22 protein-coding genes are annotated in these 26,132 nt (G+C 73.0%); 7 read left to right on the top strand and 15 right to left on the bottom strand.

The window, feature by feature from the left end; translation table 11 throughout:
* The 6 genes from PSED_RS08180 to PSED_RS08155 form a co-directional block, all read right to left on the bottom strand.
* A complete protein-coding gene (locus PSED_RS08180) occupies positions 1-765 on the bottom strand; it encodes an enoyl-CoA hydratase/isomerase family protein (RefSeq protein ID WP_013673776.1) in 765 nt (254 codons plus the stop codon).
* Positions 762-2,282: a class I adenylate-forming enzyme family protein gene (locus tag PSED_RS08175; protein ID WP_013673775.1), complete on the bottom strand. Its 1,521-nt coding sequence runs from the start codon at positions 2,280-2,282 to the stop codon at positions 762-764. The genes PSED_RS08180 and PSED_RS08175 overlap by 4 nt, the downstream gene beginning before the upstream one ends.
* Entirely contained in the window at positions 2,279-3,070 is a 792-nt protein-coding gene (locus PSED_RS08170; RefSeq protein WP_013673774.1) for an enoyl-CoA hydratase/isomerase family protein, read from the bottom strand. Before PSED_RS08170 ends, PSED_RS08175 begins: the two co-directional genes overlap by 4 nt.
* Entirely contained in the window at positions 3,067-4,638 is a 1,572-nt protein-coding gene (locus PSED_RS08165; RefSeq protein ID WP_013673773.1) for a class I adenylate-forming enzyme family protein, read from the bottom strand. Before PSED_RS08165 ends, PSED_RS08170 begins: the two co-directional genes overlap by 4 nt.
* Positions 4,639-4,708: 70 nt before the next feature.
* Positions 4,709-6,703 (bottom strand): ATP-binding protein, encoded by a 1,995-nt coding sequence (locus PSED_RS08160; RefSeq protein WP_013673772.1) that lies wholly within the window; start codon positions 6,701-6,703, stop codon positions 4,709-4,711.
* A gap of 8 nt (positions 6,704-6,711) precedes the next feature.
* Entirely contained in the window at positions 6,712-8,310 is a 1,599-nt protein-coding gene (locus tag PSED_RS08155) for an acyl-CoA carboxylase subunit beta (protein ID WP_013673771.1), read from the bottom strand.
* A gap of 348 nt (positions 8,311-8,658) precedes the next feature.
* Here PSED_RS08155 and PSED_RS08150 point away from each other — a divergent pair, with 348 nt between their 5' ends.
* The 3 genes from PSED_RS08150 to PSED_RS08140 are packed head-to-tail and all read left to right on the top strand — an operon-like array spanning position 8,659 to position 11,284.
* Positions 8,659-9,225: a hypothetical protein gene (locus tag PSED_RS08150; protein ID WP_013673770.1), complete on the top strand. Its 567-nt coding sequence runs from the start codon at positions 8,659-8,661 to the stop codon at positions 9,223-9,225.
* Positions 9,222-10,247, top strand: a complete 1,026-nt coding sequence (locus PSED_RS08145) for a DUF7064 domain-containing protein (RefSeq protein WP_013673769.1) — start codon at positions 9,222-9,224, stop codon at positions 10,245-10,247. The genes PSED_RS08150 and PSED_RS08145 overlap by 4 nt, the downstream gene beginning before the upstream one ends.
* Complete coding sequence (locus PSED_RS08140) at positions 10,244-11,284, top strand: phosphotransferase family protein (protein ID WP_013673768.1); 1,041 nt, start codon at positions 10,244-10,246, stop codon at positions 11,282-11,284. Before PSED_RS08145 ends, PSED_RS08140 begins: the two co-directional genes overlap by 4 nt.
* A 66-nt stretch (positions 11,285-11,350) precedes the next feature.
* Here the strand turns inward: PSED_RS08140 and PSED_RS08135 are convergent, their stop codons facing one another.
* Positions 11,351-12,925, bottom strand: a complete 1,575-nt coding sequence (locus PSED_RS08135; protein WP_013673767.1) for an AMP-binding protein — start codon at positions 12,923-12,925, stop codon at positions 11,351-11,353.
* 81 nt (positions 12,926-13,006) lie between these two features.
* A complete protein-coding gene (locus PSED_RS08130) occupies positions 13,007-14,158 on the bottom strand; it encodes an acyl-CoA dehydrogenase family protein (protein WP_013673766.1) in 1,152 nt (383 codons plus the stop codon).
* Between the two features lie 95 nt (positions 14,159-14,253).
* Between PSED_RS08130 and PSED_RS08125 the strand changes: the two genes are divergently transcribed.
* Positions 14,254-14,880 carry a TetR/AcrR family transcriptional regulator gene (locus tag PSED_RS08125; protein ID WP_013673765.1) on the top strand — a complete coding sequence of 209 codons (627 nt, stop codon included), beginning with the start codon at positions 14,254-14,256 and terminating at the stop codon, positions 14,878-14,880.
* A 75-nt stretch (positions 14,881-14,955) separates the two neighbouring features.
* Complete coding sequence (locus PSED_RS08120; RefSeq protein WP_013673764.1) at positions 14,956-16,617, top strand: AMP-binding protein; 1,662 nt, start codon at positions 14,956-14,958, stop codon at positions 16,615-16,617.
* Here PSED_RS08120 and PSED_RS08115 read toward each other — a convergent pair.
* The 4 genes from PSED_RS08115 to PSED_RS08100 form a co-directional block, all read right to left on the bottom strand.
* Positions 16,608-17,159, bottom strand: a complete 552-nt coding sequence (locus PSED_RS08115; RefSeq protein ID WP_041759406.1) for a hypothetical protein — start codon at positions 17,157-17,159, stop codon at positions 16,608-16,610. The two genes, PSED_RS08120 and PSED_RS08115, sit on opposite strands and share 10 nt — an antisense overlap.
* Positions 17,160-17,258: 99 nt before the next feature.
* The gene (locus PSED_RS08110) at positions 17,259-18,482 is read right to left on the bottom strand and encodes a TMEM165/GDT1 family protein (RefSeq protein WP_013673763.1); all 1,224 of its coding nucleotides are present in this window, start codon (positions 18,480-18,482) and stop codon (positions 17,259-17,261) included.
* 224 nt (positions 18,483-18,706) lie between these two features.
* Positions 18,707-19,147: a TIGR03618 family F420-dependent PPOX class oxidoreductase gene (locus PSED_RS08105; protein ID WP_013673762.1), complete on the bottom strand. Its 441-nt coding sequence runs from the start codon at positions 19,145-19,147 to the stop codon at positions 18,707-18,709.
* Entirely contained in the window at positions 19,144-19,509 is a 366-nt protein-coding gene (locus PSED_RS08100; protein WP_013673761.1) for a hypothetical protein, read from the bottom strand. The genes PSED_RS08105 and PSED_RS08100 overlap by 4 nt, the downstream gene beginning before the upstream one ends.
* Positions 19,510-19,653: 144 nt before the next feature.
* Between PSED_RS08100 and PSED_RS08095 the strand changes: the two genes are divergently transcribed.
* Positions 19,654-21,357 carry a trypsin-like peptidase domain-containing protein gene (locus PSED_RS08095; protein ID WP_013673760.1) on the top strand — a complete coding sequence of 568 codons (1,704 nt, stop codon included), beginning with the start codon at positions 19,654-19,656 and terminating at the stop codon, positions 21,355-21,357.
* 48 nt (positions 21,358-21,405) lie between these two features.
* Here the strand turns inward: PSED_RS08095 and PSED_RS08090 are convergent, their stop codons facing one another.
* The 3 genes from PSED_RS08090 to PSED_RS08080 form a co-directional block, all read right to left on the bottom strand.
* Positions 21,406-22,593: a CaiB/BaiF CoA transferase family protein gene (locus PSED_RS08090; protein WP_013673759.1), complete on the bottom strand. Its 1,188-nt coding sequence runs from the start codon at positions 22,591-22,593 to the stop codon at positions 21,406-21,408.
* Positions 22,594-22,646: 53 nt separating this feature from the next.
* A complete protein-coding gene (locus PSED_RS08085) occupies positions 22,647-23,426 on the bottom strand; it encodes a GIDE domain-containing protein (RefSeq protein ID WP_013673758.1) in 780 nt (259 codons plus the stop codon).
* Positions 23,427-23,554: 128 nt separating this feature from the next.
* Positions 23,555-24,454 (bottom strand): alpha/beta hydrolase, encoded by a 900-nt coding sequence (locus tag PSED_RS08080; protein WP_013673757.1) that lies wholly within the window; start codon positions 24,452-24,454, stop codon positions 23,555-23,557.
* Between the two features lie 142 nt (positions 24,455-24,596).
* On the opposite strand from PSED_RS08080, the gene PSED_RS08075 reads away from it, so the two are divergent.
* Positions 24,597-26,090 carry a long-chain-fatty-acid--CoA ligase gene (locus PSED_RS08075; protein WP_013673756.1) on the top strand — a complete coding sequence of 498 codons (1,494 nt, stop codon included), beginning with the start codon at positions 24,597-24,599 and terminating at the stop codon, positions 26,088-26,090.
* Positions 26,091-26,132: the final 42 nt, after the last annotated feature.

Raw genomic sequence — 26,132 nt, 5'->3', positions numbered from 1 at the left:
CTACCGTCCCTTCCACTGCGGGGTGCGCTTCTCACGGAACGCCGCGGGGCCCTCCTGGGCGTCGGCGGACATGTACACCGGCTCCCAGATCTCCTCGGCCCTGGCGTAGGCCTGTTCCATCGGCAGCTGCGCCGACAGATAGGCGGTGCGCTTGCTCGCGAGCACCGACAGCGGCGCGTTGGCCGCGATCCGCTTCGCGAGGTTCTGCGTGTGGTCCCGGAGATCGGCGAGGTCGACGACGTGGTTGACCAGGCCGAGCTCACGGGCCCGGTGCGCGTCGACGGGGTCGCCGGTCATGAGGATCTCCAGCGCCAGCCGCGGCGGCACCAGCCACGACAGCGGCGCCGCCCACGGCGACCCACGACCGACCTTGACCTCGCTGACCGCGAACGTGGCGTGCGTGGCGGCCACCACGAGGTCGCACTGCTGGGCCAGCAGGAAGCCGCCCGCGAACGCGACCCCGTTGACCGCGGCGATCGTCGGCTTCGGGACGTCGATGTTGCGGCCGAACTGCGGCAGGAAGTCCGGCGGCGGGACCTGCAGCGAGGTCTCCGCCATCTCCTTGAGGTCACCGCCCGCGCAGAACGCCTTCGCGCCCGTGGCGGTGAGGACGAGGACCTTGGCCGAGTCGTCGTCGTTGAAGGTCCGGATGCCGTCCCAGAGCCCGTCGCGCACCGCCTTCGACAGCGCGTTGCGGGCCTCGGGCCGATCGATCGTCAGCCAGCCGACGCCGTCCTCGACCTCGTAGTGGACCGGTCCGGTCACGGGAACTCCTTGCGCAGCTCGGGGCGGTTGAGTTTGCCGGAACCCGTGCGCGGCAAGGCATCCACGATCTCGATGCGCCGCGGACGGTGGATCCCGCGCAGGTCGGGGTGGGTCGAGGCCCACTCGGCGATCGACTCCGCGGTGACGCCCTCCTTGGCGGGCACCACGATCGCCGTCACCTGCTCGACCCAGCGCTCGTGCGCCGTGCCGATGACGGCGACCTCGGCGATGTCGGGGCACGCCGCGAGGTGCTCCTCGACCATCTGCGGGAACACGTTCTCCCCGCCGGAGATGATCATGTCGTCGATCCGGTCGACGTAGTAGAGGTAGCCGTCGGCGTCGGCGGACATGAGGTCACCGGTGCGGAACCAGCCGTCGTCGGACCACTTCTCCGAGCCGGCGCCGGGCTCGAGGTCGGGCCGGTTCCAGTAGCCGGGTGTGACGGCGTCGCCGCGCACCCACAGCTCACCCACCTCGCCGGAACCCGGCTCGATGTCGGGGCCACCCGCCGGCGGGACGAGCCGGGTCTGCACGACCTGGGAGAGCGGCCGCCCCATGGAGCCGGTCCGGCGCTGCTCGCCCGGCCGGTAGCTGATCGCCAGCCCGTTCTGCTCGGTCTGCCCGTAGATCTCCACGCCGTGGATGCCGGTGCCCTCGGCGAGCCGCTCGATCGGGGTGTTGGGCGTCCTGGAGCCGCCGAACATGCAGATGCGGAACGAGTCGAGCACGACCGGCGAGCCGACCGTCCGGTTGCCGACGTCGATCAGCATCGTCGAGATCAGGCCGCCGTAGGTGGGACGCAGGGTCGTCGCGAGGTCGAGCCACACCAGCGGGTCCCACTTGCCCATGAACGTGATCCGGCCCCCGCGCAGCAGCGTCGGCAGGCTGACCAGGTGCAGGCCGCCCACGTGGAACAGCGGCATGCAGTTGAGCGCGTGGTCGTCGCCGGTGAGCTCGTACCAGTCGATGACGGCTTCGACCTGCGCGGTGACGTTGCGCTGGGTCTGCCGCACGCCCTTGGGCACCCCCGTCGAACCGGAGGTGTACATGATCAGCGCGTCGTCGTCGTCGTAGCGCGGGACGACGTCGGTGGCCGGCTCGCTCGCCGCGACCGCCGCGGTGAAGCTCCCGTCGGGCCCGGTCGTGAGCAGCCGGACGGGCGCGTCCCCGAGCAGGTTCTGCAGCCGCGCCACGTCGCCGGGCAGCGCGACGACGGCCGTCGCGCCCGAGTCGAGGATCGCGTGCCGCAGCGGCGCGTCCGGGAACAGGTAGTTGAGCGGGACGCCGACACCGCCCGCCTGCCACACACCGAGCAGGCCCGGTAGGTAGTCGAGCGTGTTGGGCAGGAAGAACCCGACGCGCTCGCCGGGCTGCAGCCCCTCGCCGAGCAGGTGCGTCGCGAACCGGGCTCCCGTCTCGGCGAACTCGCGGTAGGTGAGCGTGACGTCGTCCAGCCCCGTCGCGATCCGCTCGGCATGGTCGGACGCGCTGCGGCGCAACAGCATCGCGATGTTCATCGACGATCCTCCGTCCTCCGGCGACTCTGCCGGAACGCCTCGAAACCCTCGGTGGCGGCCTTCGACCGCAGTGCGGCCGCCTGGCTGACCGCCTCCAGCTCCAACGAGCTGCGCAGGTCGCTGTCCAGGCTGTGGTTCACGAGCTTCTTCGTCAGCGCGACGGTGTAGTCGGGCATCGACGCGAGCTCCGCGGCCTTCGCCACGGCCGTCGCGAGCGCGGCGTCCGGGTCGGGCTCGACGATGTTCGCGATGCCCCATTCGAGGGCGCGGGCGGCGTCGATCTCCGGCGCCAGCAGCATCAGCTCGCGGGCCCGGTGCACCCCGACGATCCGCGGCAGCAGGTAGGCGCCGGCGACGTCGGGGACGATGCCACGCCTGGCGAACACCTCGCACAGCCGCGCCTCGGCCGACATCACGACGAGGTCGCAGGCCAGGGCCAGGTTGATGCCGCCGCCGTAGGCGACCCCGGACACCGCCGCGACCACCGGCAGCCGCGACTCCCAGATCTCGACGACGACCCGGTGGAACGCGCGCATCATCGTCAGCAGCGCGGTGTCCTCACCGGAGATGGCGCCGAGGATGTGGTCGACGTCCCCGCCCGCGGAGAAGTGCCCGCCCGCGCCGGTCAGCACGACCGCGCCGATCGTGGAGCCCTCCGCGGCGTCGCGCAGGGCCTCCTCGATCTCCCCCACGGTCTGCGGGGTCAGCGCGTTGCGCCGGTCGGGCCGGTCCATCGTCAGGATCCGGACCCGGCCCTCGTCCTTCACGTCCACGTGGCGGTCGGTCACGACACCCGCTCCTTCTCGTCCGCGCCGCGTTCGGCGAGCAGATGACGTTGTAGCTTCCCGGTGGTGCTGCGCGGGAGCTCGGCGGCGTCGACGAACTCCACGAAGTGCGGCCGCTTGAACGCCGCGAGCCGGTCGCGGCACCAGGCGACGACCTCCTCGCCGCTCACGTCGGCCCCGGGGGCGCGTACCACGACGACCTTGACGGTCTCGCCCCAGCGCGGGTCGGGGACCCCGTAGGCGCAGACCTCCTCGACCCCGGGGTGGCCCGCGATCGCCTGCTCCACCTCGGCCGGGTAGACGTTCTCGCCACCGGTCTTGATCAGGTACTTCGCCCGGTCGACGTAGGACAGCGTGCCGTCGTCGTGCCGGACGAGGACGTCGCCGGTGTGCAGCCAGCCGCCCGCGAACACCTCGGCGGTGGCCTCGGGGTCGTCGAGGTAGCCGGCCATCGTGGTCGGGCCGCGCACGACGCACTCCCCCGGAACCCCGACGGGCGTCTCCTGCAGCTGGGCGTCGACGATCCGGACCTCCATCAGCGGGGTCGGCATCTTGCGCAGGTGCGGGTCCTCGCCGGGCCCGCTCCAGCCGTGCGCGAGGACGTAGCTGGTCTCGGTCTGGCCGAACGCGTCGTTGAAGTCCACGTCGAGCGCCGCCGTCAGCTCCTTGACGACCGTCGGCATCATGTTGGCGTACCCGATCACGAACCGCAGCGTCGACAGGTCGTAGTCGGTGCGGCGCTCGTGGTGCAGCACATCGGTGATCACGCCGGGCAGCAGCAGCGTCCACGTCAGCCGGTGGCGCTGGACGGCCGCGAACATCGTCTCGGTGTGGGCGGTGGCCAGGGCGCAGAAGATGCCGCCGGTGAGCAGCGTGGCGTTGAGCGACTCGTCGCCGCCGGTGTGGAACAGCGGCAGCCAGCCCACGAACCCGTCGTCGGGGGTGAGCGAGTACCACTGCGCCAGCCGCAGCGCGCGGATCGCCGCCGCCTGCTGGGTGATCATGGCGCCCTTGGCCCGGCCGGTGGTGCCGGAGGTGTAGAGCACGTTGTGCACGTCGGAGGGCTGTGCGACGTCGGCCGGCACGTCGCCGTCGGCGGGCAGCGCGGAGTAGGGCTCGAAGCCGGCGGCGTCGCCGGTGTCGTCCATGCAGTACCAGTGCCGCACCGACGGGCAGCGGTCGCGCACCGCCGCGGCCCGGTCCGCCCCGAGCCCCGACGTCACGAACGCGACGGGTCGGGCCACGCCGACCGCGTGCGCGATCTCCTCGGCGTGCCACCGGATGTTGAGGGTGATGGCGGTGACGCCGAGCCGCGCCAGCGCCACGTAGAGCTCGACGAACTCGGGCCGGGTCTCCGACAGCACCGCGACCCGGTCGCCGTGCCGGACCCCGCTCGCGGCGAGGCCCGCCGCCAGCCGCCCGGCCCGCTCGCCCAGCTCGCGGTAGGTCCACACCGGACCGTCCGGGTCACCGGTGGTGACCGCGGTGCGGTCGGCGAAGATGCGGATCGAGCGCCGGTACAGCGCGTCGAGGGTCGTCCCCGCCGCGGCCGCGACGAGCCCGGCCGTCACCGAACATCCCCCTGTGAGCAGCGATGGTCACCGGAGCGACCATCGCCACTCACGACACGAGTCGGCCCGGTCATCCTGCTGTCGCCTCCGCGGCCACTTCCTCCACGACCGCCAGCACCTGCCCGGTGTCGACCTGGTCACCCTGCGCCACATGGATCTCCGACACGACGCCGTCGACCGGTGCCGCGACGGTGTGCTCCATCTTCATCGCCTCCAGCACGACGAGCGGCTGCCCGGCGGTGACCTCGGCCCCTGCCTCGGCGAGGACCCGCACCACCCCGCCGGGCATCGGCGCGAGCAACGAGCCGGCGGCGGCGAACGCGTTGGGATCGGCGAAGCGCGGCACCTCGGCCAGGGCGACCGAACCGTCGGGACCGTCCACATACGACGTTCCCCCGGCCCGGACGACGCTGTAGCGCCTGCGCACGCCGTCGACCTCCAGGACCACGGCCTCGGGCCCGGCCGTCGCGACGACGGCGGTGCCCAGGCGCGCCCCGTCGACCTCGACGTCCAGCGCCCCGCGCCGGTACCGGTAGCTGACCTCGATCTCGGTGTCCCCCACCGTGTAGGCCACGCGCTGCGGCGCCCCGCCGACGTTGCGCCAGCCCGACGGAACCGCCGCCAGCACCCGGGCGCTCGCCCGGTTCGAGGCCTGGGCGGCCAGTGCGGCCGCGGCGGCGTGCCGCGCGAGCCCCCCGGCGGGCGCCGAGAGCGCGGCCGGGTCGTGGCGGGTCAGGTAGCCGGTGTCGGTGCCGCCCGCGAGGAACTCCGGCTCGCGCAGGATGCCGACGAGCAGGTCGCGGTTCGTCGTGACGCCGTGGATACGGGCGGTCGCCAGCGCGCGGGCCAGCGCGCGGGCGGCGTCGGTACGGGTGGGCCCGTGCGCGATCACCTTGGCGAGCATCGGGTCGTAGTGGGGCGAGACGACCGAGCCGTCGACGAACCCCGTGTCGACGCGGATGCCGGCACCGGCGGGGATGGCGAACGAGTGCAGGGTGCCCGTCGCGGGCAGGAAGCCGGCCGCCACGTCCTCGGCGTAGAGCCGCACCTCGATCGCGTGGCCGGTGATCGTGGCACCGGTGACCTCCGGCGGCAGCGGCGCACCCTCGGCGACGCGCAGCTGCTGCTCCACGAGGTCGAGCCCGGTGACCAGCTCGGTGACGGGGTGCTCGACCTGCAGCCGGGTGTTGACCTCCAGGAAGAAGAACCGCCCGTCCTGGTCGAGCACGAACTCGACGGTGCCCGCACCGGTGTAGCCGATCGCCTTGCCCGCGGCGACGGCGGCGGCGCCCAGCTCGGCGCGCAGCGCGTCGTCGACCGCCGGGGACGGCGACTCCTCGACGATCTTCTGGTAGCGGCGCTGGATGGAACACTCGCGCTCGAACAGGTGCACGACGTCGCCGTGGGTGTCGCCGAGGATCTGCACCTCGACGTGCCGCGGGTCGACGACGTAGCGCTCCAGGAACACCGTCCCGTCGCCGAACGCCGACGCGGCCTCACGACGGGCGCCGTCGACCGCCTCCCGCAGCGAGTCGGCGTCGTGGACGATGCGCATGCCGCGTCCGCCACCGCCGAACGCGGCCTTGACCAGCACGGGGAACCCGATCCGGTCGGCCTCGACCGACAGGTCGGTCTCGTCGGTGACGGTCGCGCCCGGAAGCACCGGCACGCCCGCGGCCTCCATGAGCGCCTTGGCCTCGAGCTTGGAACCCATCGACGCGATGGCCTCCGGCGTCGGGCCGACGAAGGTCAGCCCGGCCGCGGCGCAGTCGCGGGCGAAGCCGGCGTTCTCGGAGAGGAACCCGTAGCCGGGGTGCACGGCGTCGGCACCGGTGGCCTGCGCGGCGGCGATCACCAGGTCGGCCCGCAGGTATGTGTCCGACGGGGCGGCCCCAGGGAGCCGGACCGCCTCGTCGGCGAGCTGGACGTGGGGAGCGTCGGCGTCGGGGTCGGAGAACAGCGCGACCGTCGCGATGCCGAGGCGGTGCGCGGTGCGCATGACCCGCGCGGCGATCTCCCCGCGGTTGGCGACGAGCAGCTTCTGAATGGTCTTCTGCGTGGACATCGACGGGCTCACATCCGGAAGACGCCGAAGCCGCGACGGCCGGCGATCGTGTTGGAGTGCACGGCCGACAGCGACATCCCGAGCACGGTGCGGGTGTCCCGGGGGTCGACGATGCCGTCGTCGTAGAGCCGGGCGGTGACGTAGAAGGCGTGCGACTCGGCCTCGATCTGGGCCTCGATCGCCGCCGTGCGCTTGGCGTCGGCCTCCTCGTCGAAGGGCTTGCCCTGCGACGCGGCCGAGGCGCGCCCGACGATCGACATGACGCCCGCGAGCTGCGCCGCACCCATGACGGCGAGCTTGGCGCCGGGCCAGGCGAACATCAGCCGGGGGTCGTAGGCGCGGCCGGACATGCCGTAGTTGCCCGCGCCGAACGACGAGTTCATGTTGATCGTGAGGTGCGGGACGGCGCTGTTGGTGACCGAGTTGATCATCTTGGCGCCGTCCTTGATGATCCCGCCCTGCTCGTACTCGGTCCCCACCATGTAGCCGGTGGTGTTCTGCAGGAACACCAGCGGGGTGTCGGTCTGGTTGGCGAGCAGGATGAACTCGCTGGCCTTCTTGGCCTCCTCGCTGAACAGCACGCCGCGGTGGTTGGCCAGGATCCCGACCGGATAGCCGTGGATCTGCGCCCAGCCGGTCACGAGGGACGTCCCGTAGAGCGGCTTGTACTCGTCGAAGTCGGAGTCGTCGACGGTGCGGGCGAGGATCTCGCGCGGGTCGAACGGGACCTTGATGTCGGAGGAGACGATGCCGAGGATCTCCTCCGGGTCGTAGCGCGGCGGCAGCGGGTCGGCGGCCGGCGCCGGACCCAGCTTGTGCCAGTTGATCCGGGAGATGATCTCGCGGCCCAGCCGGATCGCGTCGAGCTCGTCGACGGCGAAGTAGTCCGACAGGCCCGAGATGCGGCTGTGCATGTCCGCGCCACCGAGCGACTCGTCGTCGGCGTCCTCGCCGGTGGCCATCTTGACCAGTGGCGGACCGCCGAGGAACACCTTGGCGCGGTTGTCGACGAGCACCGCGTAGTCGCACATGCCCGGGACATAGGCCCCGCCCGCCGTCGAGTTGCCGAAGACCAGCGCCACGGTCGGGATCGCCAGCGACGACAGCTCCGTGAGCTCGTGGAAGATCCGCCCGGCCGGGACGAACAGGTCGGCCTGCGTGGGCAGGTCGGCGCCACCGGACTCGACGAGGTTGATCACCGGCAGCCGGTTGAGCCGGGCGATCTCCAACGCGCGCAGCGTCTTGCGCAGGGAGTACGGGTTCATCGCCCCGCCGCGGACCGTCGGGTCGTGGCCGATGACCATGCACTCGACTCCCTCGACCACGCCGATGCCGGTGAGCACCGACGCGCCGACGGTGAAGTCGGTGCCCCAGGCCGCCAGTGGCGCGAGCTCGAGGAAGGGGCTGTCCGGGTCGAGCAGCAGCTCCAGCCGCTCACGGACCGGGAGCTTGCCGCGGTCGCGATGGCGTTGCATGTACCGCTCGCCGCCGCCCGCGATGACCAGCTCCAGCTGCTCGTTGAGCTGGTCGATCATCTCGAGCTGGTACTTGCGGTTGCTCTGGTAGGTCTCGGACGCGGTGTCCACCGCGGTCCTCAGCACCGGCATCAGCCGCACCTCGCGACCGGTCGTGCAGTGCTCCCACAGACGTCCACGGCGACTCCCGGAGTTACTAGCCATTCACTACTTGCGAACTCTACCGACGGAGCCGGGCCGTGACCAGACCCCGGCCCCCGCGCATCCGCCGTGGCCGACCGTAGCGGTCGACAGCGTGCGCGGCAGCCGCTGCGACGACGCGTTCCGGACGGCGTTGACAGGGTCGGTTCTGGTACATCATGGTTCACTACGACGGGCCGATCGGCCGGTCGCGGCGGCGTGCCGCGACCCCTCCCGGCCCGTCGCCAGAGCTCGCGCCGCCCGGCCGCGCGCGGCGGACCCAGGCGAGAGAGGCGTGCCGTGTTCAACGCGATGACCCCGGCCCAGCTCACGGCCGTGCTGTCCGGGACGCTGCGCGAGTCCGCCGACTGGGCGCGGCCGTTGGACGGGTTCCAGCGCGGCCAGCTGAAGTCGGCCGGCAGCATCGGCCGACATCTCGCCGCCGAGCTCGCGGGTGGCCCGGCCGTGGCCGCGCGGTTCCGCGCGGACCTGCGCGCGCTGCTGTGCGAGCCCCGACCCGCACCCGCGACCACGCGCCCCGCCGCCGGCACGTCGCCCGCCGGCGCCGTCTCGGCCGCGGTCGATACCGTCGTGGCCACCGCGGCGGACACGGTCCTCGGCGCCGCCGCCGAGGCCGTCGTCGCGGCCATCGACGGCGACCCCTCCGGCGACGTGGCCGCGCTCGGCGCCCCGATCGGCGACCTGCTGGCGGCCTGCCGCGCCGCGGGCCCCGACGGCGCCGCGCTCGCCGCGGACGTCCACAGTCTCCTGCGCGACCTCGTCGACGCCGAGATCGACCTGCTCTCCCGGCCCACCGAGACCCGCCCGGCCGCCCCGCCCGCATCCCCGACCGGAGGCACCCGATGACCCGGACCAGCCCGACCTACCGCCCGAGCGACCTGCCCGCCGACGTCGCGCGCCACGACCGCGTCCACCCGCCCGGCGACGACCGGCGCTGGCGCGAGAGCTACTACTTTTCCTTCTTCGACGCGCGCCACGGCATCGGCGGCTTCTCCTCCATCGGCCGGCGCGTCGCGAGCGGCCACTCCGGTTCGGTCAACGTGCTGTGGGGCCCCGACCGGCACAGCCTGGTCGCCTCGGAGTGGGACTCGTTCGACAAGCTCGAGGACCACGTGCACGTCGCGGGCATGACCTACTCGTCCGACGAGCCCTTCGGCGACTGGCGGCTGCAGTTCGGCGGCAAGCTCAACGACGGCGGCGACGGCGTCGAGTGCGACCACGCGGCGCTCGGGCCCGTCGCGAAGAGCGCGGCCGACTCGGTCGAGGTGTCCTACGACCTGACCTTCTCCCCCACCCACCCGCCCTACGTCTACCGCGAGGACCCGCGGTGGTCGGAACTGTTCACCGGGCACGTCGACGAGGTCGGCCTGGTCACCGGCACGATCACCATCGACGGCACGACGATCGAGATCGACGGCCGCGGCGGCAAGGACCACTCCTGGGGCGTGCGCAACTGGTTCGCCCCCGACGACTGGCGCTGGATCGACCTCGTCTCCGACGGCGGACCGGAGATCGCGATGTGGCGCGCCGACCTGGGCGGCTGGATCGGCGACGGTGCCGTGTTCACCGACCCCGCGGCCGGGCCCGAGCGGGCCATCGTCGGCTACACCGAGACCGTCACGACGGTCCCCCGGCCCGACGTGCCCGGCAAGGCGATCCCGACCGGGCTGACGGCCGAGATCACGACCGGCGCGGGCACGCATCACCTGGAGGGCACCGTCGTACGGGTGCTTCCGGTGCTGTTCGACCGGCGCGTCGACGGCACCCTGCAGCGCTCGTGGAACGACCGCTCGCTGCTGTCGACGACCGTCGACGGCCACCCCGGCTGGGCGAACGTCGAGTTCGCCGGGCGCGTCGAGAACCCGTGACCGCAGTCGTGCCGGCCGACACGGCGGTCCCGCCCGACACCGTCCTCGACGTGCTGGTCGAGGCCGGGCGGCTCGACGCGCGCGACCGCGCGCGGCCGTGGGCGTTGCGTCAGCTCGCCGGCGGCTGGAGCAGGCACACGTGGCTGCTCAGCGCCGGGGATCCGGAGCCGGGCAGGGCGTTCGTCGTCCGCGTCAAGCCGCCCGCGTCGCTGCTCGACTCCGATCTCGAACGCGAGTACCGGCTCTACGCGACCGTCGCGGCGGCAGGCGTCCCGGTGCCCACGCCGCACGGCATCGAGCACGCGACCGACACCCCGCTCGGCGGGTCCTGGTTCGTGATGGACTGGGTGCCGGGCTCGGCGCCCGTGACGTGGCTGCGCCGCGACCGCGAGGCGCTCGAGGCCGACTGGGCCGACGGCGGGCGGCTGGGCCGCGACCTCGTCGAGACGATCGCCGGGATCCACGCGATCCCGGCCGCGGACCTCGGCTTCCTCGGCCCGCCGCGCAGCTACGCCGACGCCGTCGACCGCTGGGCCCGCACCTACGCCGAGGACCGGCTGGTCCGCGACCCCGTCGTGGAGGACGCCTTCGCGTGGCTGCGCGAGCGTGAACCCGATCCGGTTCCGCCAGCGCTGGTGCACGGCGACTACCGGATCGGCAACACGATGATCCACGAGGGCCGGATCGCGGCCGTCGTCGACTGGGAGCTGGCCTACCTCGGCGACCCGCGCTACGACCTGGGCTACGCCGCGCTGGACTACCTGGCGGGCAAGTTCATCGAGCCGGGGTCGGCGCTGCTGGAGGCGGTCTGCGACCGCGACTGGTTCTTCCGCGCCTACGAGCAGCTGCGCGCCACGACCGTCGACCCGGAGGTCGTGCGCAGCTACTCGGTGCTGGGGGCGCTGGCGCTGATCTGCATCCTGCTCACGGGCATCCGCACCTACGCCGACGGGCGCACCACCGACGTGCGGATGGCCTGGAACCGCTACGCCGTACCCGGGCTGCGCCAGGACCTCGTCCGCCTCATGGGCTGGTGAGCCCGCCCGGGACCGCACGCCATCGTGAGCGGCGATGGTCGCCGCAGCGACCATCGCCGCTCACGGTCAGCCGTAGTGGCCCTGGTGCTGGTCGCGCACCACGTTCTTCTGGATCTTCCCCGTCGACGTCCTGGGCAGCTCGTCGACGACGATGACCGCCTTGGGGATCTTGTAGCCGTCGAGGTGCCCGCGCAGCGCGGTCCTGAGCTCCTCGGGGTCGATCGACTCGCCCGGCTTCGGCACGACGACCGCCGTGATCGCCTCGGTCCAGCGCTCGTGCGGGAGCCCGACGACGACGGCCTCGGCCACCCGCGGCTCGGCGGCGTAGACGGCCCGCTCCACCTCGAGCGACGCGACGTTCTCGCCGCCGGTCTTGATCACGTCCTTGTAGCGGTCGGCGAACCAGAGCACGCCGTCCTCGCCGAACCAGCCGACGTCGCCGGAGTGGAACCAGCCGTGGGCGAACGCCTCGTCGGTCGCCTCCGGGTTGTCCAGGTAGCCGTTCATCGTCGACGGGCCGCGGTAGACGATCTCGCCCTTCTCCCCCGCGGGCAGCAGTGTGCCGTCCGGCCCCATGATCGCCACCTGGACGCCGGTGATCGGGGTGCCGACGGCGCCGATGTGGGTGAGCTGGTGCTCGGGCCGGAACAGCGTCGTCACCGGGCTCATCTCCGTCTGCCCGAACAGCAGCGCGAACTCGCAGCCGAAGCCCTCGAGGCAGGCCTTGATCAGCGGCTCGGGCATGGGCGCCATGGCGTAGACGGCCCGGCGCAGGCTCGACAGGTCGCGCGCCGCGAACGACGCGTGCTCCAGGGCCGCGCGGTACATCATCGGCAGCCCGAACACCTGGGTGATCGACTCGCGCTCGATCGTGGTGAGGAAGGCCTCCGCGTCGAAGCCGCGCTGCACGTGGATCGTCGCGCCGACCATCAGCGCGGGTGTGCAGAACGCGTTGAGCTGCGCGGTGTGGAAGAACGGCATGAGGCACAGGAAGCGGTCGGTCGCGTTCCACCCCGAGTCGAGCGCGCCGGACATCGACTCCAGGTAGATCGCCAGGTGCGAGCCGACGACGCCCTTGGGGAACGACGTCGTGCCCGACGTGTAGAGGTAGCTCAGGCCGTCGCGGTCCTCGACGTGGTACTCGGCGGGTGAGGAGTCCTCGGACTCGACGTCGGCCAGCGCCGACCACGTCCGGTCGGCCGGGGCCGCCTCCCACTGTGCGCCCAGGCCGGGCGCGACGAACACGTCGGCGACGTCGGAGACCTTCTCGATCGCCTCGCCGACCGTGGCGACGAGCTGCGACTCGACGACGATCCCGCGCGCCCTGGAGTGGCCGAGCACGTAGGCGACCTCCCCTGCCTTCCAGCCGAGGTTGACCGGCACGCAGACGACGCCGAGCTTGGCGCACGCGTAGTAGACGGCGAGGAACTCCGCACTGTTGCCCGAGGCCAGCCCCAGCGCGTCGCCACGGGCGTAGCCGCGGGCCGCGAGCCCGTGGGCGAGGCGGTTGACCCAGGCGTCGAACTCGGCGTAGGTCCAGCGCCGGTCGCCGTCGACGACGGCGAGCTGCGCCGGGCGGGCGGCGGCGGAGCGGGTCAGCGAGTCACCGACGTTGACGCGCTGGATCAGGTTGGTCGACATCGTCGTCACTCCCGGGTCGGGACCTTGCTCGTGGTCGGCTCGTGGTCGGCTCGTGGTCGGCTCGTGAGGATCAGCTCGGGCTCAGTAGGACTTCGGCAGGCCGAGCGTGTGCTGGGCCACGAAGTTGAGGATCATCTCCCGGTTGACCGGGGCGATCCGCAGCAACCTCGCCATTCCCCAGTAGGGCAGCAGCCCGTACTCGCGCGCAAGGCCGTTGCCGCCGTGGGTCTGGATCGCCGCGTCGAGCGCGTTCAGCGCGGCCTCGGCGGCGGCGTACTTCGCCATGTTCGACGCCTCGCCCGCCGGCAGGCCGTGGTCGTGGCACCAGGCGGCCTTGCGCGTCATCAGCGCGGCGAGCTCGGTCTCGATCGCGGCCTTGGCCAATGGGTGCGACACACCCTGGTGGGCGCCGATCGGGGTGTCCCACACCCTGCGGTCCCCCGCGTAGCGGGCGGCCTGCGCCAGCGCGTACCGGGCGACGCCGACGCACACCGCCGCTCCGGTGATGCGCTCGGGGTTGAGGCCGTGGAAGACCTGGCGGAACCCGGCGCCCTCCTCGCCGATCAGGTTCGCGGCGGGCACCCGCACGTCGTCGAAGTGCAGTACGAACTGCTTCTCCGGCACCTGGATGTCGACGGGCAGGTGGGTGCGCTGGAGCCCGGGTGCGTCGGTGTCGACGACGAACAGCGACAGCCGGGCGTTGCCCGCGTCGTCACGGCCGCTGCGGGCGACCACGACGAGCGCCTCGGCCTCGTCGACACCGGAGATGTAGTGCTTGGTGCCGTTGAGCACCCAGTGGTCGCCGTCGCGCACCGCGGTCGTCGACAGCCGGTGGGTGTTGGACCCCGCGTCGGGCTCGGTGATGGCGAAGACGACCTTCGTCGACCCGTCGGCCAGCCCCGGCAGCCAGCGCTGCTTGAGCTCGGCGGACCCGAACTCGGCGATCACCTCCGCCGAGATCGCCGACGACACGAGCAGCAGCAACAGCGGCGCGCCCTGCGCCGCGGCCTCCTCGCAGACCAGCGCCAGCTCGACGAGCCCGCCGCCCCCGCCGCCGTACTCCTCGGGGATGTTGACCCCGACGAAGCCCGACTTGCCCAGCGCGTCCCACAGCTCCGTGGTCGGCTCCCCTGCACGTGCCCGCTCGACGAAGTAGGCGCCCCCGAAGTCGCCCGCGACGGCGGCGACGGCCGCCCGCAGATCGCGGTGCTCGTCGGTCTCGGCGAAGTCCACGCGGTGCCTCCGGCCCGTCCCGTCTGCCGATCCGTTCGAATGTGATCAGCAGTTCACTGGTGACGACGGTACCGGGGTCCTGTCATGATGACCAGATGGCCGCTCCACGCCCGCGCAGTCAGCGCGATCCCGACCGCCGGGAGCGGATCCTCGTCGCCGCGGCACAGCTCGTCGCCCGCCGCGGGTACCACACGGTCGGGATGGCCGACATCGGCGCCGAGGCCGGCATCGTGGGCTCCGGGATCTACCGTCACTTCGACAGCAAGGCCGCGATCCTCATCGCGTTGCTCGACCAGGTGATGGACCGGCTGCAGTCCGGGGCCGCACGGATCGTCAGCGCCGCGCCCGACGACGAGATCGCCCTGTCCGCGCTGGTCCGCGACCACATCCGGGTCGCGCTCCAGGACCGCAGCGTGCTCGCCGTCTACCACCGCGAGGTCCACAACCTCCCCGAGGAGGAGCGCAGGCGGCTGCGCAGGCGCCAGCGCCACTACATCGAGGACTGGGTGCACGTGCTCGCGCCGCTGCGCCGCGACCTCGCCGACGGCGAGCAGCGGCTGGCGGTCCACGCGGCCATCGGCGCGATCCAGTCGACCTTGTTCTTCCGCAGCGGACTCGCCGAGGCACGGCTGGCCGAGCTGCTCGACGAGATGGCGCACGCGTGCCTCGGCGTCACCCCGGCGCCGCGCGAGCGGAGTGAACTGCTGATGACTAAGTACTGATCGGTCCCGTCGTCGTCGCGCGCGACGGCGCCGCAACCGACCGCACTGACGCCTCCCGCGCAAAGGAGCCCGGACGTGAACGACCAGCCCCACATCGACGTCACGACCCTGCGTGGCCGCCGCGCGGTCAACCGCTGGGAGCGGACCTCCGTCGGCGACATGTTCGAACGCCTGACCTGGAGCTATCCCGACCAGGTGGCCATCTCGGGCCGTCCGGGGGCCTACGCCGACGAGCAGTTCGCGCGAGTCACCTACCGGCAGGCCGACGCCGTCGCGAGCCGCGTCGCGCACGCGCTCGCCGACGCCGGGCTCGTCCCCGGCGACCGCGTCCTGATGGTGTGCGAGAACTCCGTCGAGGCGTTCCTGGCCAAGGTCGGGATCGCCAAGGCCGGCATGGTCGCGGCGCCCATCAACCCGAACCTCGCGACCGACGTCGTGACGCACCTGATCGGCGTGCTGGAGCCGCGGTTCGCGATCGTCGACGCCGAGATGTGGCCCAAGGTCGAGGCGGCGTTCGCCGCGAGCGACCTGGCCGTGGGCGCGACGATCACCGTCGGCGGCGGCCCGGTGGCCGACAGCCCGTCGTTCACCGACTTCATCGCGGGCAAGCCCGAGACCGAGCCGGACGTCGAGATCCACGGCGACGACATCTGGCAGCTGCTGTTCACCTCGGGCACGACGTCGATGCCCAAGGGCGCCATGCTGTCCCACAGCATGACGCACCTCGCGGCGCTGAACTTCTCGGTGTCGCTGTCGCGGAGCCTGCGCCACGAGAGCGACCTCAAGCTCGTCGTCTTCCTGCCGATCATCTACCACATCGGTGACCAGATCTTCCCGTTCGGCGCCTTCCTCGCCGGCGGCTCGATGGTCCTGGGCCGCAGGCCCACGCCCGAGGCGACGGCCGACGCCATCGCCGAGGAACGGGCCACCGCGCTGTGGAACGGCTCGCCGCAGTTCGCCGCCAACCTCGCCGCCGAGCTCGACCGGCGCCCGGAGCTCGACGTCTCCAGCCTGACGACGCTCGTCTACGGCTGGGGCGCGCTGGAGCCGCGGGTGGTCGAGGACCTGGAGAAGCGCTGCGCGGACGGCTTCGTGACCCTGGGCATCTTCGGCCAGACCGAGGCCATCGCCTGTCACCGCTTCTGGCCGACGAAGTGGCCGGAGGTCTACGCGCGCAGCGCCCCCGCGGTCAACTACGTGGGCGTGCCGAGCCCGATCCTGGCCTCCGACGTCGTCGACGAGACCGGGACGCCGGTACGCGGGGAGCCCGGCGAGGCGGTGTACCGGTCGCCGGTGATCATGGCCGGGTACTACCGCAACGAGGAGGCGACGCGCGAGGCGTTCCGCGGGGGCTGGTTCCACTCCGGCGACAGCGCCCAGATCGACGAGGACGGCCTGCGGATCATGGTCGACCGCTACAAGGACATCGTGAAGTCCGGCGGCGAGAACGTGTCGAGCATGCGCGTCGAGTCCGTGCTCTACGGCCACCCCGACGTCGAACGTGCCGCCGTGATCGGGCTCGACCACCCGCGCTGGGGCGAGGCCGTCACGGCCGTCGTCGTGCCGAAGGCGGGCACGACGCCCGACGCCGACGCGATCATCGCGCACTGCCGCGAGCGGCTGGCCGGCTTCGAGACGCCCAAGGCCGTCGTCTTCGCCGACGCGTTGCCCGACACCGTCGGCGGCAAGGTGCTCAAGTACAAGCTGCGCGCCGAGCACGCCGACCTCTACCGGTAGCCGTGGGTGGCGACGGTCGCGGTCGCGGCCGTCGCCATCCACCTGTCCGCTCGAGTTCTCCGCGACCATCGGCGAGGCCGGCCGGCTGCTCCTGCCCGCGCGCGTGACGATGGCGCTCGGCCGTAACCGGCCGCGGCGGGTGTCTGCACGAAGACCGGGACGTAGGCGTACACCGCGAACATCGACGCGCCGGACAGCAGCGCGACCAGGTTCGTCGTCCAGACCCCGCGCAGCCGCATCACCCGCATGTCGATGACGGGGTGGCCGGACCGGGACTCGGCCACGACCCACGCGGCCAGCAGCACGACGGACCCGACGAGCGGCGCGATCACCGCGGGTGAGGCCCACCCCCACTGGTCGCCCATGCTCAGCGACACGAGCAGCGCGACCAGCCAGGCCGCCAGCAGCGCGGCGCCGAGCCAGTTGATGCGCCCGCCGGCGCGGACCGGCGAGGCCGGGACGAGCAGGTGCGCGGCCATCGCCGTCAGCGCCACGACGACCGCGGGCAGCCAGAACAGCGCCCGCCGGCCGCCGAGGGCCACGACCGGCGTCGAGTACGACGAGGCCGGCCAGCGTGAGCGGGTCCTCGGGATGGCCCTGGACGGACTGCGCGCCCGCCCGCGCTGACCCGGGGACGGGCGTCAGCCCACCCGGACGCGCTCGCCGAGCCCGGGCGGGGTCTCGGCGGTGCGCAGCCGCGGGAGGAACCGCCCGGTGCGCAGCACGTAGTCCGCGTACGCGGCGCCGTGGGCGGCCGCCAGCCGCGGTTCGCGGATCGCACGGGCCTGCACCTGCACCGCGACGACGATCAGCACCATCGCGAGCACGCCCAGCACCGTCGGCACCATCAGCAGCAGCCCGCACGTGGCGACGACGATGCCCGTCATACCCGGGTGCCGCACGCGGGCGTGCAGCCCGACCGTCGAGAGCCGGGGGCCCCTCTCGGGCGGCGTGGCGTGGGCCGCGTACGACGCGATGGCCGCCCGCCAGAGCGCGCACCCGCCGAGGAACGCACCGGCTCCGGCGGCCGCGACGCCCGGATCGCTGAACAGCGAGATCGGCTCGATGACGTCGGTGGCCACCAGCAGCGGGGCGGCGAGGCCCAGCACGACGGCCGCCGCCGACAGCACACGAACCCACCAGGTCGCGACGCCGACGCGGCTCGGCCGCGTGACCAGACGCCTGCGCGTGAGGACACCGAGGACGATCCCGGCGAGGGCCAGCGCGAGCGCGCCCCATCCCGCGGCGTGATGGTCGAGCAGCGCGGCGACGGGCTCGCCGGTCAGCTGGGAGACCGCGTCGACGGCGAGCCAGATGCCGAAGAGCCCGAACAGGCCCGCGGCGCCGTAGCGGATGGTGCGCTCGGGCAGCCGCCTGCCCAGCTGCCGGCCGATGACGATCGCGATCGCATCCGCCACGACCATGCCGAGGGTCGACCCGAGCCACACCCCGAACCAGCCGTGCTGGGTGGCCAGCGTGATCGTCGCCAGCATCGTCTTGTCGCCGAGCTCGGCCAGGAAGAACGCCGTCGACGCCGCGACGACCGCCGAGCGCGTCACCCGCGTGGCCTTTGCATGCTCCTCCGCGGTGAGGGCGTCGCCGCGGAGGGTCCACGCGCCGAACCCGAGGAACGCGACGGCGGCGATCAGCGCGATCCAGCCCGTCGGGAGTGCGGCGCCGAGGCCGTGCCCGACGGCGACCGACACGAGGTGCACCACCGACGTGGCGATCGTGATCCCGACGAGTACGGGCACAGCGCGGTGGCGGGTCGCGAAGGTCAGGGCCATGAGCTGGGATTTGTCACCGAGTTCGGCGACGAAGATCACCCCGAAGCTGAGCGCGGCAGCGACCAGCACGTCGTACATCGAGCACCCCTCGATCTCGGACCGGATCGAGGACTGCGGACCTCGACCCGGTGCCTACCGGATCGAAGGTCTCGCTCGCCTGGTGGCGCAGGCCGTGCGGCCGGGCCGCCCGAGGGCGTCCAGTATGTCGACCGCGACGTTGGGAGCTACTCCCCTTCGCTGGCCGTCACGATACAGGCCGGGTGCCGCGATGATCACGCGCCAGTGGCGCGCGACACGGGAACTCAGGCGTTGCCGTAGACCCGGGTGGGGGTCATCAGCACCGCGGCCCGACGCTCCTCGCGCATCACGCGGTCGTAGGCGTCCCAGTCGTCGTGACTGCCGCCGGCACCGGCGAACACCTCGCGCAGCAGGAGCCGCAGCCGCTCGTCGTCGACACCGTCGGCCGGGTCGTCGGGGCCGATGATCTCGCAGGTGCCCTCGATCGTCGCCCACTTCCAGCCGGAGCGGAACGACAGCGCCGAGGCGGGCCGCTCACGCAGGTTCGCGAGCTTGACCCGGCCGTACGTCACGTAGCCGACGACGGCCTCTCCCGTGACCGGGTGACGGACCGGGCCGGCGTTGACCAGCGACGAGTGGACCGATCCGTCGGCGCGGGTGATCGAGACGACCGCCAGGTACGACTCCCGGGCGGCCAGGGACCAGACGGCGTTCAGTTCTGTCACGGGGTCGACAGTAGGCCACCCGGGACCTCGCCGGTGCCGTAGCGGTCGAGAACGCCGGCGACCGGCCGGGCCCAGCGTTCGTGCGCCGACTGCCGCGTCGTTCCGGCGGCCCGGGCGATGGTCTCCCACGTGGTCCCGACGCGGCGCAGGCCGACGAGGTCGGGCAACGGGTCGAGCCCGGCGGCGAGATGGATCCGGAACTGCAGGAGCTGCCAGGCGACCTCACGGTCGCGCTCGCCGGGCACGCCGACGCCGTCGAGCAACGCGTCGGCCTGACGGCCCGACTCGGCGACGGCGGCCACGCGCACGGCGTCGACGGCGGCGGACACGTCCGCGGAGAGGGCTCGGTCGAGAGGCTCCATGCCTGTCAGGCAACTCCTGACATACCCATCGTGTCAAGTTGACCCTGACAGGCGCCGCGTCCTCACCGAATCCGCGCGAAACCACGCGACTATTCCCAGCAGGCCCACAGGGACGTCTCAGGTTCTCCCAGCACAGTCGTCACCATGACCGACGAGCAGCGGGGGTACGGCCGTTCCGACGCGGACGCCGATCCGGCCGGTCGACCCCCGACCGAGCAGACCTCCGTGCCGCCCGAGGGCGGCCGGTCCACCGACGACACCCCGGCCGCGGGTTTCCCGCGCGCCGCCGAGGGCGGCCGGCCCACGGCTGCCGACGCGGCCGCGGACACGGTCGCCGACGACGGCACCCATGCCGACGCCGGCATCGGCGCCGACGGCGGGGCGGCCGCCGCCGAGCACCCGACCCAGCACCTGGGCGCCCCACGGTACGAGCCGTACGCCGGGGCGGCCGCGCAGGCCGGGAGCCCGTGGAACCGGACGGGCTGGAACCAGCCGGGCTCGACGCCCGGCCCGTACGGGGCCCACCCGTCGGGCAACCCGGGCAGGCCCGGCCCGTACGGCGCCCCCTACGGCGTGGGGGCACAGCCCCCCGCGGGTGACCCTGCCGGTACGCCCTCCGGACCGGGCGCGACCGCCACCATGGCGCCGCCCGCCCCGCAGCCGAAGGCGCGCGCGTCGCGGCCGATGATCGGCATCGTCGCGGCCGCGCTCGTCGCGGGCCTCGTCGGCGGCGGTGCCGGCTTCGGCGCGGCCTACGCGGTGTTCGACCACGGCGGCGGTGCGGTCACCCTGAGCAGCAGCCCGGCCAGCACCTCGAACGTCGCGGCCGTCAACGGCACCGTCGCGGCGGCCGCCGCCAAGGCCATGCCGTCCACCGTGGACATCCGGGTGGCCATGGCGCAGGGCGAGGTCGAGGGCAGCGGGGTCGTCCTCACCTCCGACGGCAAGATCCTCACCAACAACCACGTCGTCGCCGAGCAGGGCCAGATCACCGTCACCCTGTCCGACGGCTCGCAGCACCAGGCCACCGTCGTCGGCACCGCGCCGAGCTACGACCTCGCGGTCCTGCAGCTCAGCGGCGTGTCCGGGCTGACCCCGGCCACCCTCGGGCAGTCCAAGGACGTCCAGGTCGGCCAGCAGGTCGTCGCGATCGGCTCGCCGCAGGGCCTCACCGGCACGGTGACCAGCGGCATCGTGAGTGCGCTCAACCGGACCGTGTCGACGCAGGGCGAGGACGGCTCCGCCGTCGTCTACAACGGACTGCAGACCGACGCGCCCATCAACCAGGGCAACTCCGGTGGCGCCCTGGTCAACCTCGACGGTCAGGTCGTCGGCATCAACTCGGCGATCCAGACCGCGGGCAACTCGACGGGCAGCATCGGGCTCGGCTTCGCGATCCCGGTCGACCAGGCCAAGCGCGTCGCCCAGGAGATCATCAACACCGGGCACGCCACCAAGCCGGTGCTCGGGGTCCAGGGCTCGACGTCGGGCCGCCCCACCGACGTCAGCGGCGCCCAGATCGCGGCGGTGCAGGACGGCTCGCCCGCGGCGGCGGCCGGTCTCAAGGCGGGCGACGTGGTCACCAAGGTGGGCAACACGACCGTCAACGACTTCTCCGACCTCGTCGCCCAGATCGGCTCCTACGCCCCCGGCGACAAGGTCACCCTGACCGTCGGGAGCGGCGGCTCGGCGCGGACCGTCGACGTCACGCTCGGCAGCCAGCAGGACCAGGGCGCGTCGACCAGCACCGGCGGCTCGGACTCCGGCGGCGGGTCCGGGCAGGAGAACCCCTTCGGCAACGGCCAGAACCCCTTCGGCCGCAACCCGTTCGGCAACGGCGGCAACTGACCCGCAGGCAGGCCCGTGAGCGGCGACGGTCGAGGCGACCGTCGCCGCTCACCCGCGTTCGAGCCAGGCCCGGATCTCCGCCGAGTCCGCGCCGAGGGCAGGCGGGCTGCGCCGGTAGGTCGGTGGCGTTGCGGAGTAGCCGACGGGGTTGCGGACCGTCGGGACCGCCGACGCCGGATCGCCGGGCCACACGACCGGGTCGAGCCCGAGACCCTCGGCCAGCGCGACACCCTGCGCGACGTCGTTGATCGGTCCGCACGGCACACCCGCGCCGGTGATCAGCGTGAACCACTCGGCGGCGCTGCGGGCCGCCAGCGCCTCGACCATGAGGGGCCGCAGCTGCTCCCGGTTCGCGCTGCGCACCCCCGGGGTGGCGAACCGGGGGTCGTCCGGCAGCCCGGGCAGCCCGATGACCTCGCACAGCTTGCGGAACTGGCCGTTGTTCGCGGCGATCACGATCAGCTCGCCGTCGCCCGTCGGCATCGGCTCGTAGGGATAGACGCTGGGGTGCTCGTTGCCCATCCGCCGCGGGACGACGCCGCCCGCCACCACCGCCGAGGTCTGGTTGACCAGGCACGACATGGCCACCGACAGAAGGTTGGTCTCCAGCAGCTGGCCCTCGCCGGTGGCGTCACGGTGTCGCAGCGCCGCGAGGACCGCGACGGCCGCATGCAGGCCCGTCATGACGTCGAAGACCGCCGCGCCGGCGCGCAGCGGGCTGCCGTCGGCCTCGCCGGTCACGCTCATGAACCCGGAGGTGGCCTGCACGAGCAGGTCGTAGCCCGGCAGGTGCGCGCCGCCCGCGGTGCCGAAGCCGCTGATCGAGCAGTAGACGACGGACTCGTTGCGGGCCCTGACCGCGGCGTGGTCGAGGCCGAAGCGCACCAGCCCGCCGGGCTTGAAGTTCTCGACCAGGACGTCGGCACGGTCGGCGAGGCGGTGCGCCACGGCCAGGTCCGCGGGATCGGTGAGGTCGAGCACGATCGACCGCTTGTTGCGCTTCATCGACAGGTAGTAGGTGGCGACGCCGTCGCGGGTGGGCGGGGTCCAGGTCCGGGTGTCGTCGCCACCGGGCCCCTCCACCTTCACGACGGTCGCGCCCAGATCGGCGAGGATCATCGTCGCGTACGGGCCGGCGAGGACCCGGGAGAAGTCGGCGACGAGCACGCCGTCGAGTGGCCCGCCCGTCGGCCCGTCGAGATCGTTCACGTCCCCCGTGCCGCCGGCGCCACCCACGGCCCGAGACTACGTCGCGGCGCGCGCCCGCCGGACGGGCGCCCGAGCCGGCGTCAGAGGACCAGCGCGAGGACCACCACCACGATCCCCACGACGACCAGCGCCGCGCCCAGCCGCGAGCGGAACCGCTGCCGGCCCCGCGCGGCGTCGGTGAGCTGCTGCTCGGTGCTCGTCGACATCACGAACGGCTGCTTCGGGTCCGCGGGCGGCGCGATCACGAGCGGGCCGATCGCGTCGTGGACCTCGCCCAGCACGTACATCGGCGTCCCGGGGCGCAGCACCCACTCGGTGTACTGGTAGCCGATCGTCTCGTCGCGGTCGGAGCCGACGAGCGCACCGACGACGTCCGCCCAGCCGTTCGACGGCTCCTGCGTCTGCTCGAACCGGTCGGTCACCTGCTCGACGCCGTCGGGCCTGCGGCCGGCGTGGTCGACGCCGATCGTGCGGCCGTCGCGCAGCAGCGCGAACCCGGGTCCCGACGTCTGCTCGGCGACTGTCTCCGTCCGCGTCGTCACACGGGTGCTGCCGTCGCGGTCACGGTCGTAGTGCTTGTAGCGACGCTGCACCCGGTGGCTGTGCCACACACACTCGACGCCGCTCAGCTCCGAGCGCAGGACGCCCTCGGGGCTGGGGTGCGCCGCGCCGACGACCTCGCACACCTTGCGGAAGCTCCCCCGCGCGCCGAGGTCGTCGGACACCCGGCGCAGCTCCTCGAGCTCGGGTACCGACAGCGTCTCCGCCGCCAGCATGGCGTGCACGGACCGCTGCGCCCGCACCGCCGACCACAGGAACCCGGCGCCGACCAGCACGACGACGACCCCGATGACCCACATGACCTGCTCCCCCTCGCCGCTGCGTCCTCGACCTCCCGGACGCTACGGCCCGCAACGATCCGGATCGGCCCGGCCAGCACCACGATCCCGCGGTGGTGCTGGCACCCCTTCCGGCCGCCGGCCCCGGGTCACAGCAGCCCGTGCCGGCCCAGGAAACTCGTCGCGACGGAGAAGCCCTCGTCGTGCGCGGGCAGGGTCGGCAGCTGCAGGTAGGCGTGCGGGACCCCGGCGGCGACGTGCAGCTGGTGCGGGACGCCTGCCACCGCGAGCCGCGCGGCCATCGACTCCGACTCGCCGCGCAACGGGTCCAGCTCGCCGACGCTGAGCAACGTCGGCGGGAACCCGATGACCTGGCGCTCGGGGGCGCACCGCGGGTCCCCGCGCAGCGCGTCGAACTCCTCGGGCGGCAGGTAGAGCTGGGAGGCCGCGTCGGCCCCGCCCAGCAGGTCCGACAGGATCGGCAGCGCGCGGTGGTAGTCGTAGATGCCGTAGAACAGCAGCGCGGCGCGGACGTCGGCACCTGCCCCGGTGGCCAGTGCGGCCGCCGCGAGGTTCGCGCCCGCCGAGTCACCCCCGATGATCAGCCGGTCGGGGTCCCCGCCGTGCTCCGCGGCGTGCGCGCGCGCCCAGTCGAGCGCCGCGGCGACGTCCTCGACCGCGCCCGGGAACCTGTGCTTGGGGGCGCGCCGGTAGTCGACCGACGCGACGAGCAGCCCGCGCGAGGCCAGCTCCGCCGACAGCCGCCGGTGTGTCCAGGGCGAGCCCATGACCCAGCCGCCGCCGTGCAGGTACACGACCGTCGGGAAAGGCGGTTCACCGAAGGGGACGTGCACGTCGACGCCCAGGCGCCAGCCGCCGGACTCCCGGATCGGGACCCCGGTGCGGACCTCGGCGACCTCCGGGGCGCCGCCGTTGGTGTACTCGTCGAACGACCGGAACAGGGCGACGGGCGGCTCCCCGCCGCGCGGCACCCGCAGCGTCGTCTGGAACTCCAGGAGGGCGGGCGGCACCGATGCCGGCGCGGTCATGACGGGACTCCTGCACGGTCGGGGGAGCGATCTTCCCCCCGGACGCTAGGTCGGCCGTGTCGCGCCCGTCAACGCTGCCGCCGCGGGGCTACCTCACAGTAGGTTCCGTGCAGACCCCCCGACGACCAGCCCGGAGCCGACGATGACGAACCTGGCCGCCAACCTCGTGGCGACCGCCCAGGCCCACCCCGACCGCACGGCGATCAAGCTCGACGACGTCGAGCTCAGCTATGCCGACCTGCACCGGGCGTCCGCGGCCGTCGCCGGGATGCTCGTCGAGCGGGGCATCTCGCCCGGCGACCGTGTCGGCATCGTGCTGCCGAACCTGCCGGCGTTCCCGATCCTGTTCCATGGCGCGCTGCTGGCCGGCGCCGCCGTCGTCCCGATGAACCCGCTGCTCAAGGACCGCGAGGTCGAGTACTACCTGCGCGACTCGGAGATGTCGCTGGTGTTCGGCTGGGACGCGGGCGGTGACGCGGTACCCGCCGCGGCGCAGGCCGTCGGCGTCCCCGCGGTGCTCGTCGGCCCGATGGGCCCCGACGCCGAGCAGCTCGGCGGCGCCGCGCCGGTCCCGGAGCCGGTCGAGCGCGACGACTCCGACACCGCGGTCATCCTCTACACGTCCGGCACCACCGGCCAGCCCAAGGGCGCCGAGCTCACCCACGCGAACCTGCGCACCAACACCGCGACGACCTCGAAATCCGTCCTCGTGATCAGCCACGAGGACGTCATCATGGGCTGCCTGCCGCTGTTCCACGTCTTCGGCCTGACCTGCGGGCTCAACGCGGCGGTCGACGTCGGCGCGACGCTGACGCTCATCCCGCGGTTCGACCCCGCGAAGGCGCTGGCCGTCGTCGCCCGCGACCGGGTCACCGTGTTCGAGGGCGTCCCGACGATGTACGCCGCGATGCTGCACCACCCCGACGCCGACAACGCCGACATGTCGACGCTGCGCACCTGCGCCTCCGGCGGCTCGGCCATGCCGGTGGAGATCATGCGTGCCTTCGAGGAGAAGTTCGGCTGCATCGTGCTGGAGGGCTACGGGCTGTCGGAGACCTCGCCCGTCGCCTCGTTCAACCAGCCGCACCGCGAGCGCAAGCCCGGGTCCATCGGGTTCGAGATCCCCGGCTGCGAGATGCGGGTGGTCGACGACGAGGGCCGCGACGTCGGGCTCGACACGCCCGGCGAGATCGCCATTCGCGGCGAGAACGTCATGAAGGGCTACTGGCGCCGTCCCGACGCCACCGCCGAGGCGATCCCCGACGGCTGGTTCCGCACCGGCGACATCGCCACCAAGGACGCCGACGGCTACTACTTCATCGTCGACCGCAAGAAGGACCTGATCATCCGCGGCGGATACAACGTCTACCCGCGCGAGGTCGAGGAGGCCCTCTACGAGCACCCCGCCGTCGCCGAGGCCGCCGTCATCGGCATCCCGCACCCGGAGTGGGGCGAGGAGGTCGGCGCCGCGGTCGCGCTCAAGCCCGGGGAGAAGGCCGACCCCGAGGAGCTGCGCGACTTCGTCAAGGAGCGCGTCGCCGCGTACAAGTACCCGCGGCAGGTCTGGCTCGTCCCCGAGCTCCCGAAGGGCCCGACGGGCAAGATCCTGCGCCGCGAGGTGCGCGCGCCGGAGTGAGCCGGCCCAGGCGTCGGCCTTCTGCACGAACGGCCCTTTCCT

The sequence above is a fragment of the Pseudonocardia benzenivorans CB1190 genome (assembly GCF_000196675.2).
Taxonomy (GTDB): domain Bacteria; phylum Actinomycetota; class Actinomycetes; order Mycobacteriales; family Pseudonocardiaceae; genus Pseudonocardia; species Pseudonocardia benzenivorans.
This window is presented reverse-complemented; position numbering and strand designations above follow the sequence as displayed.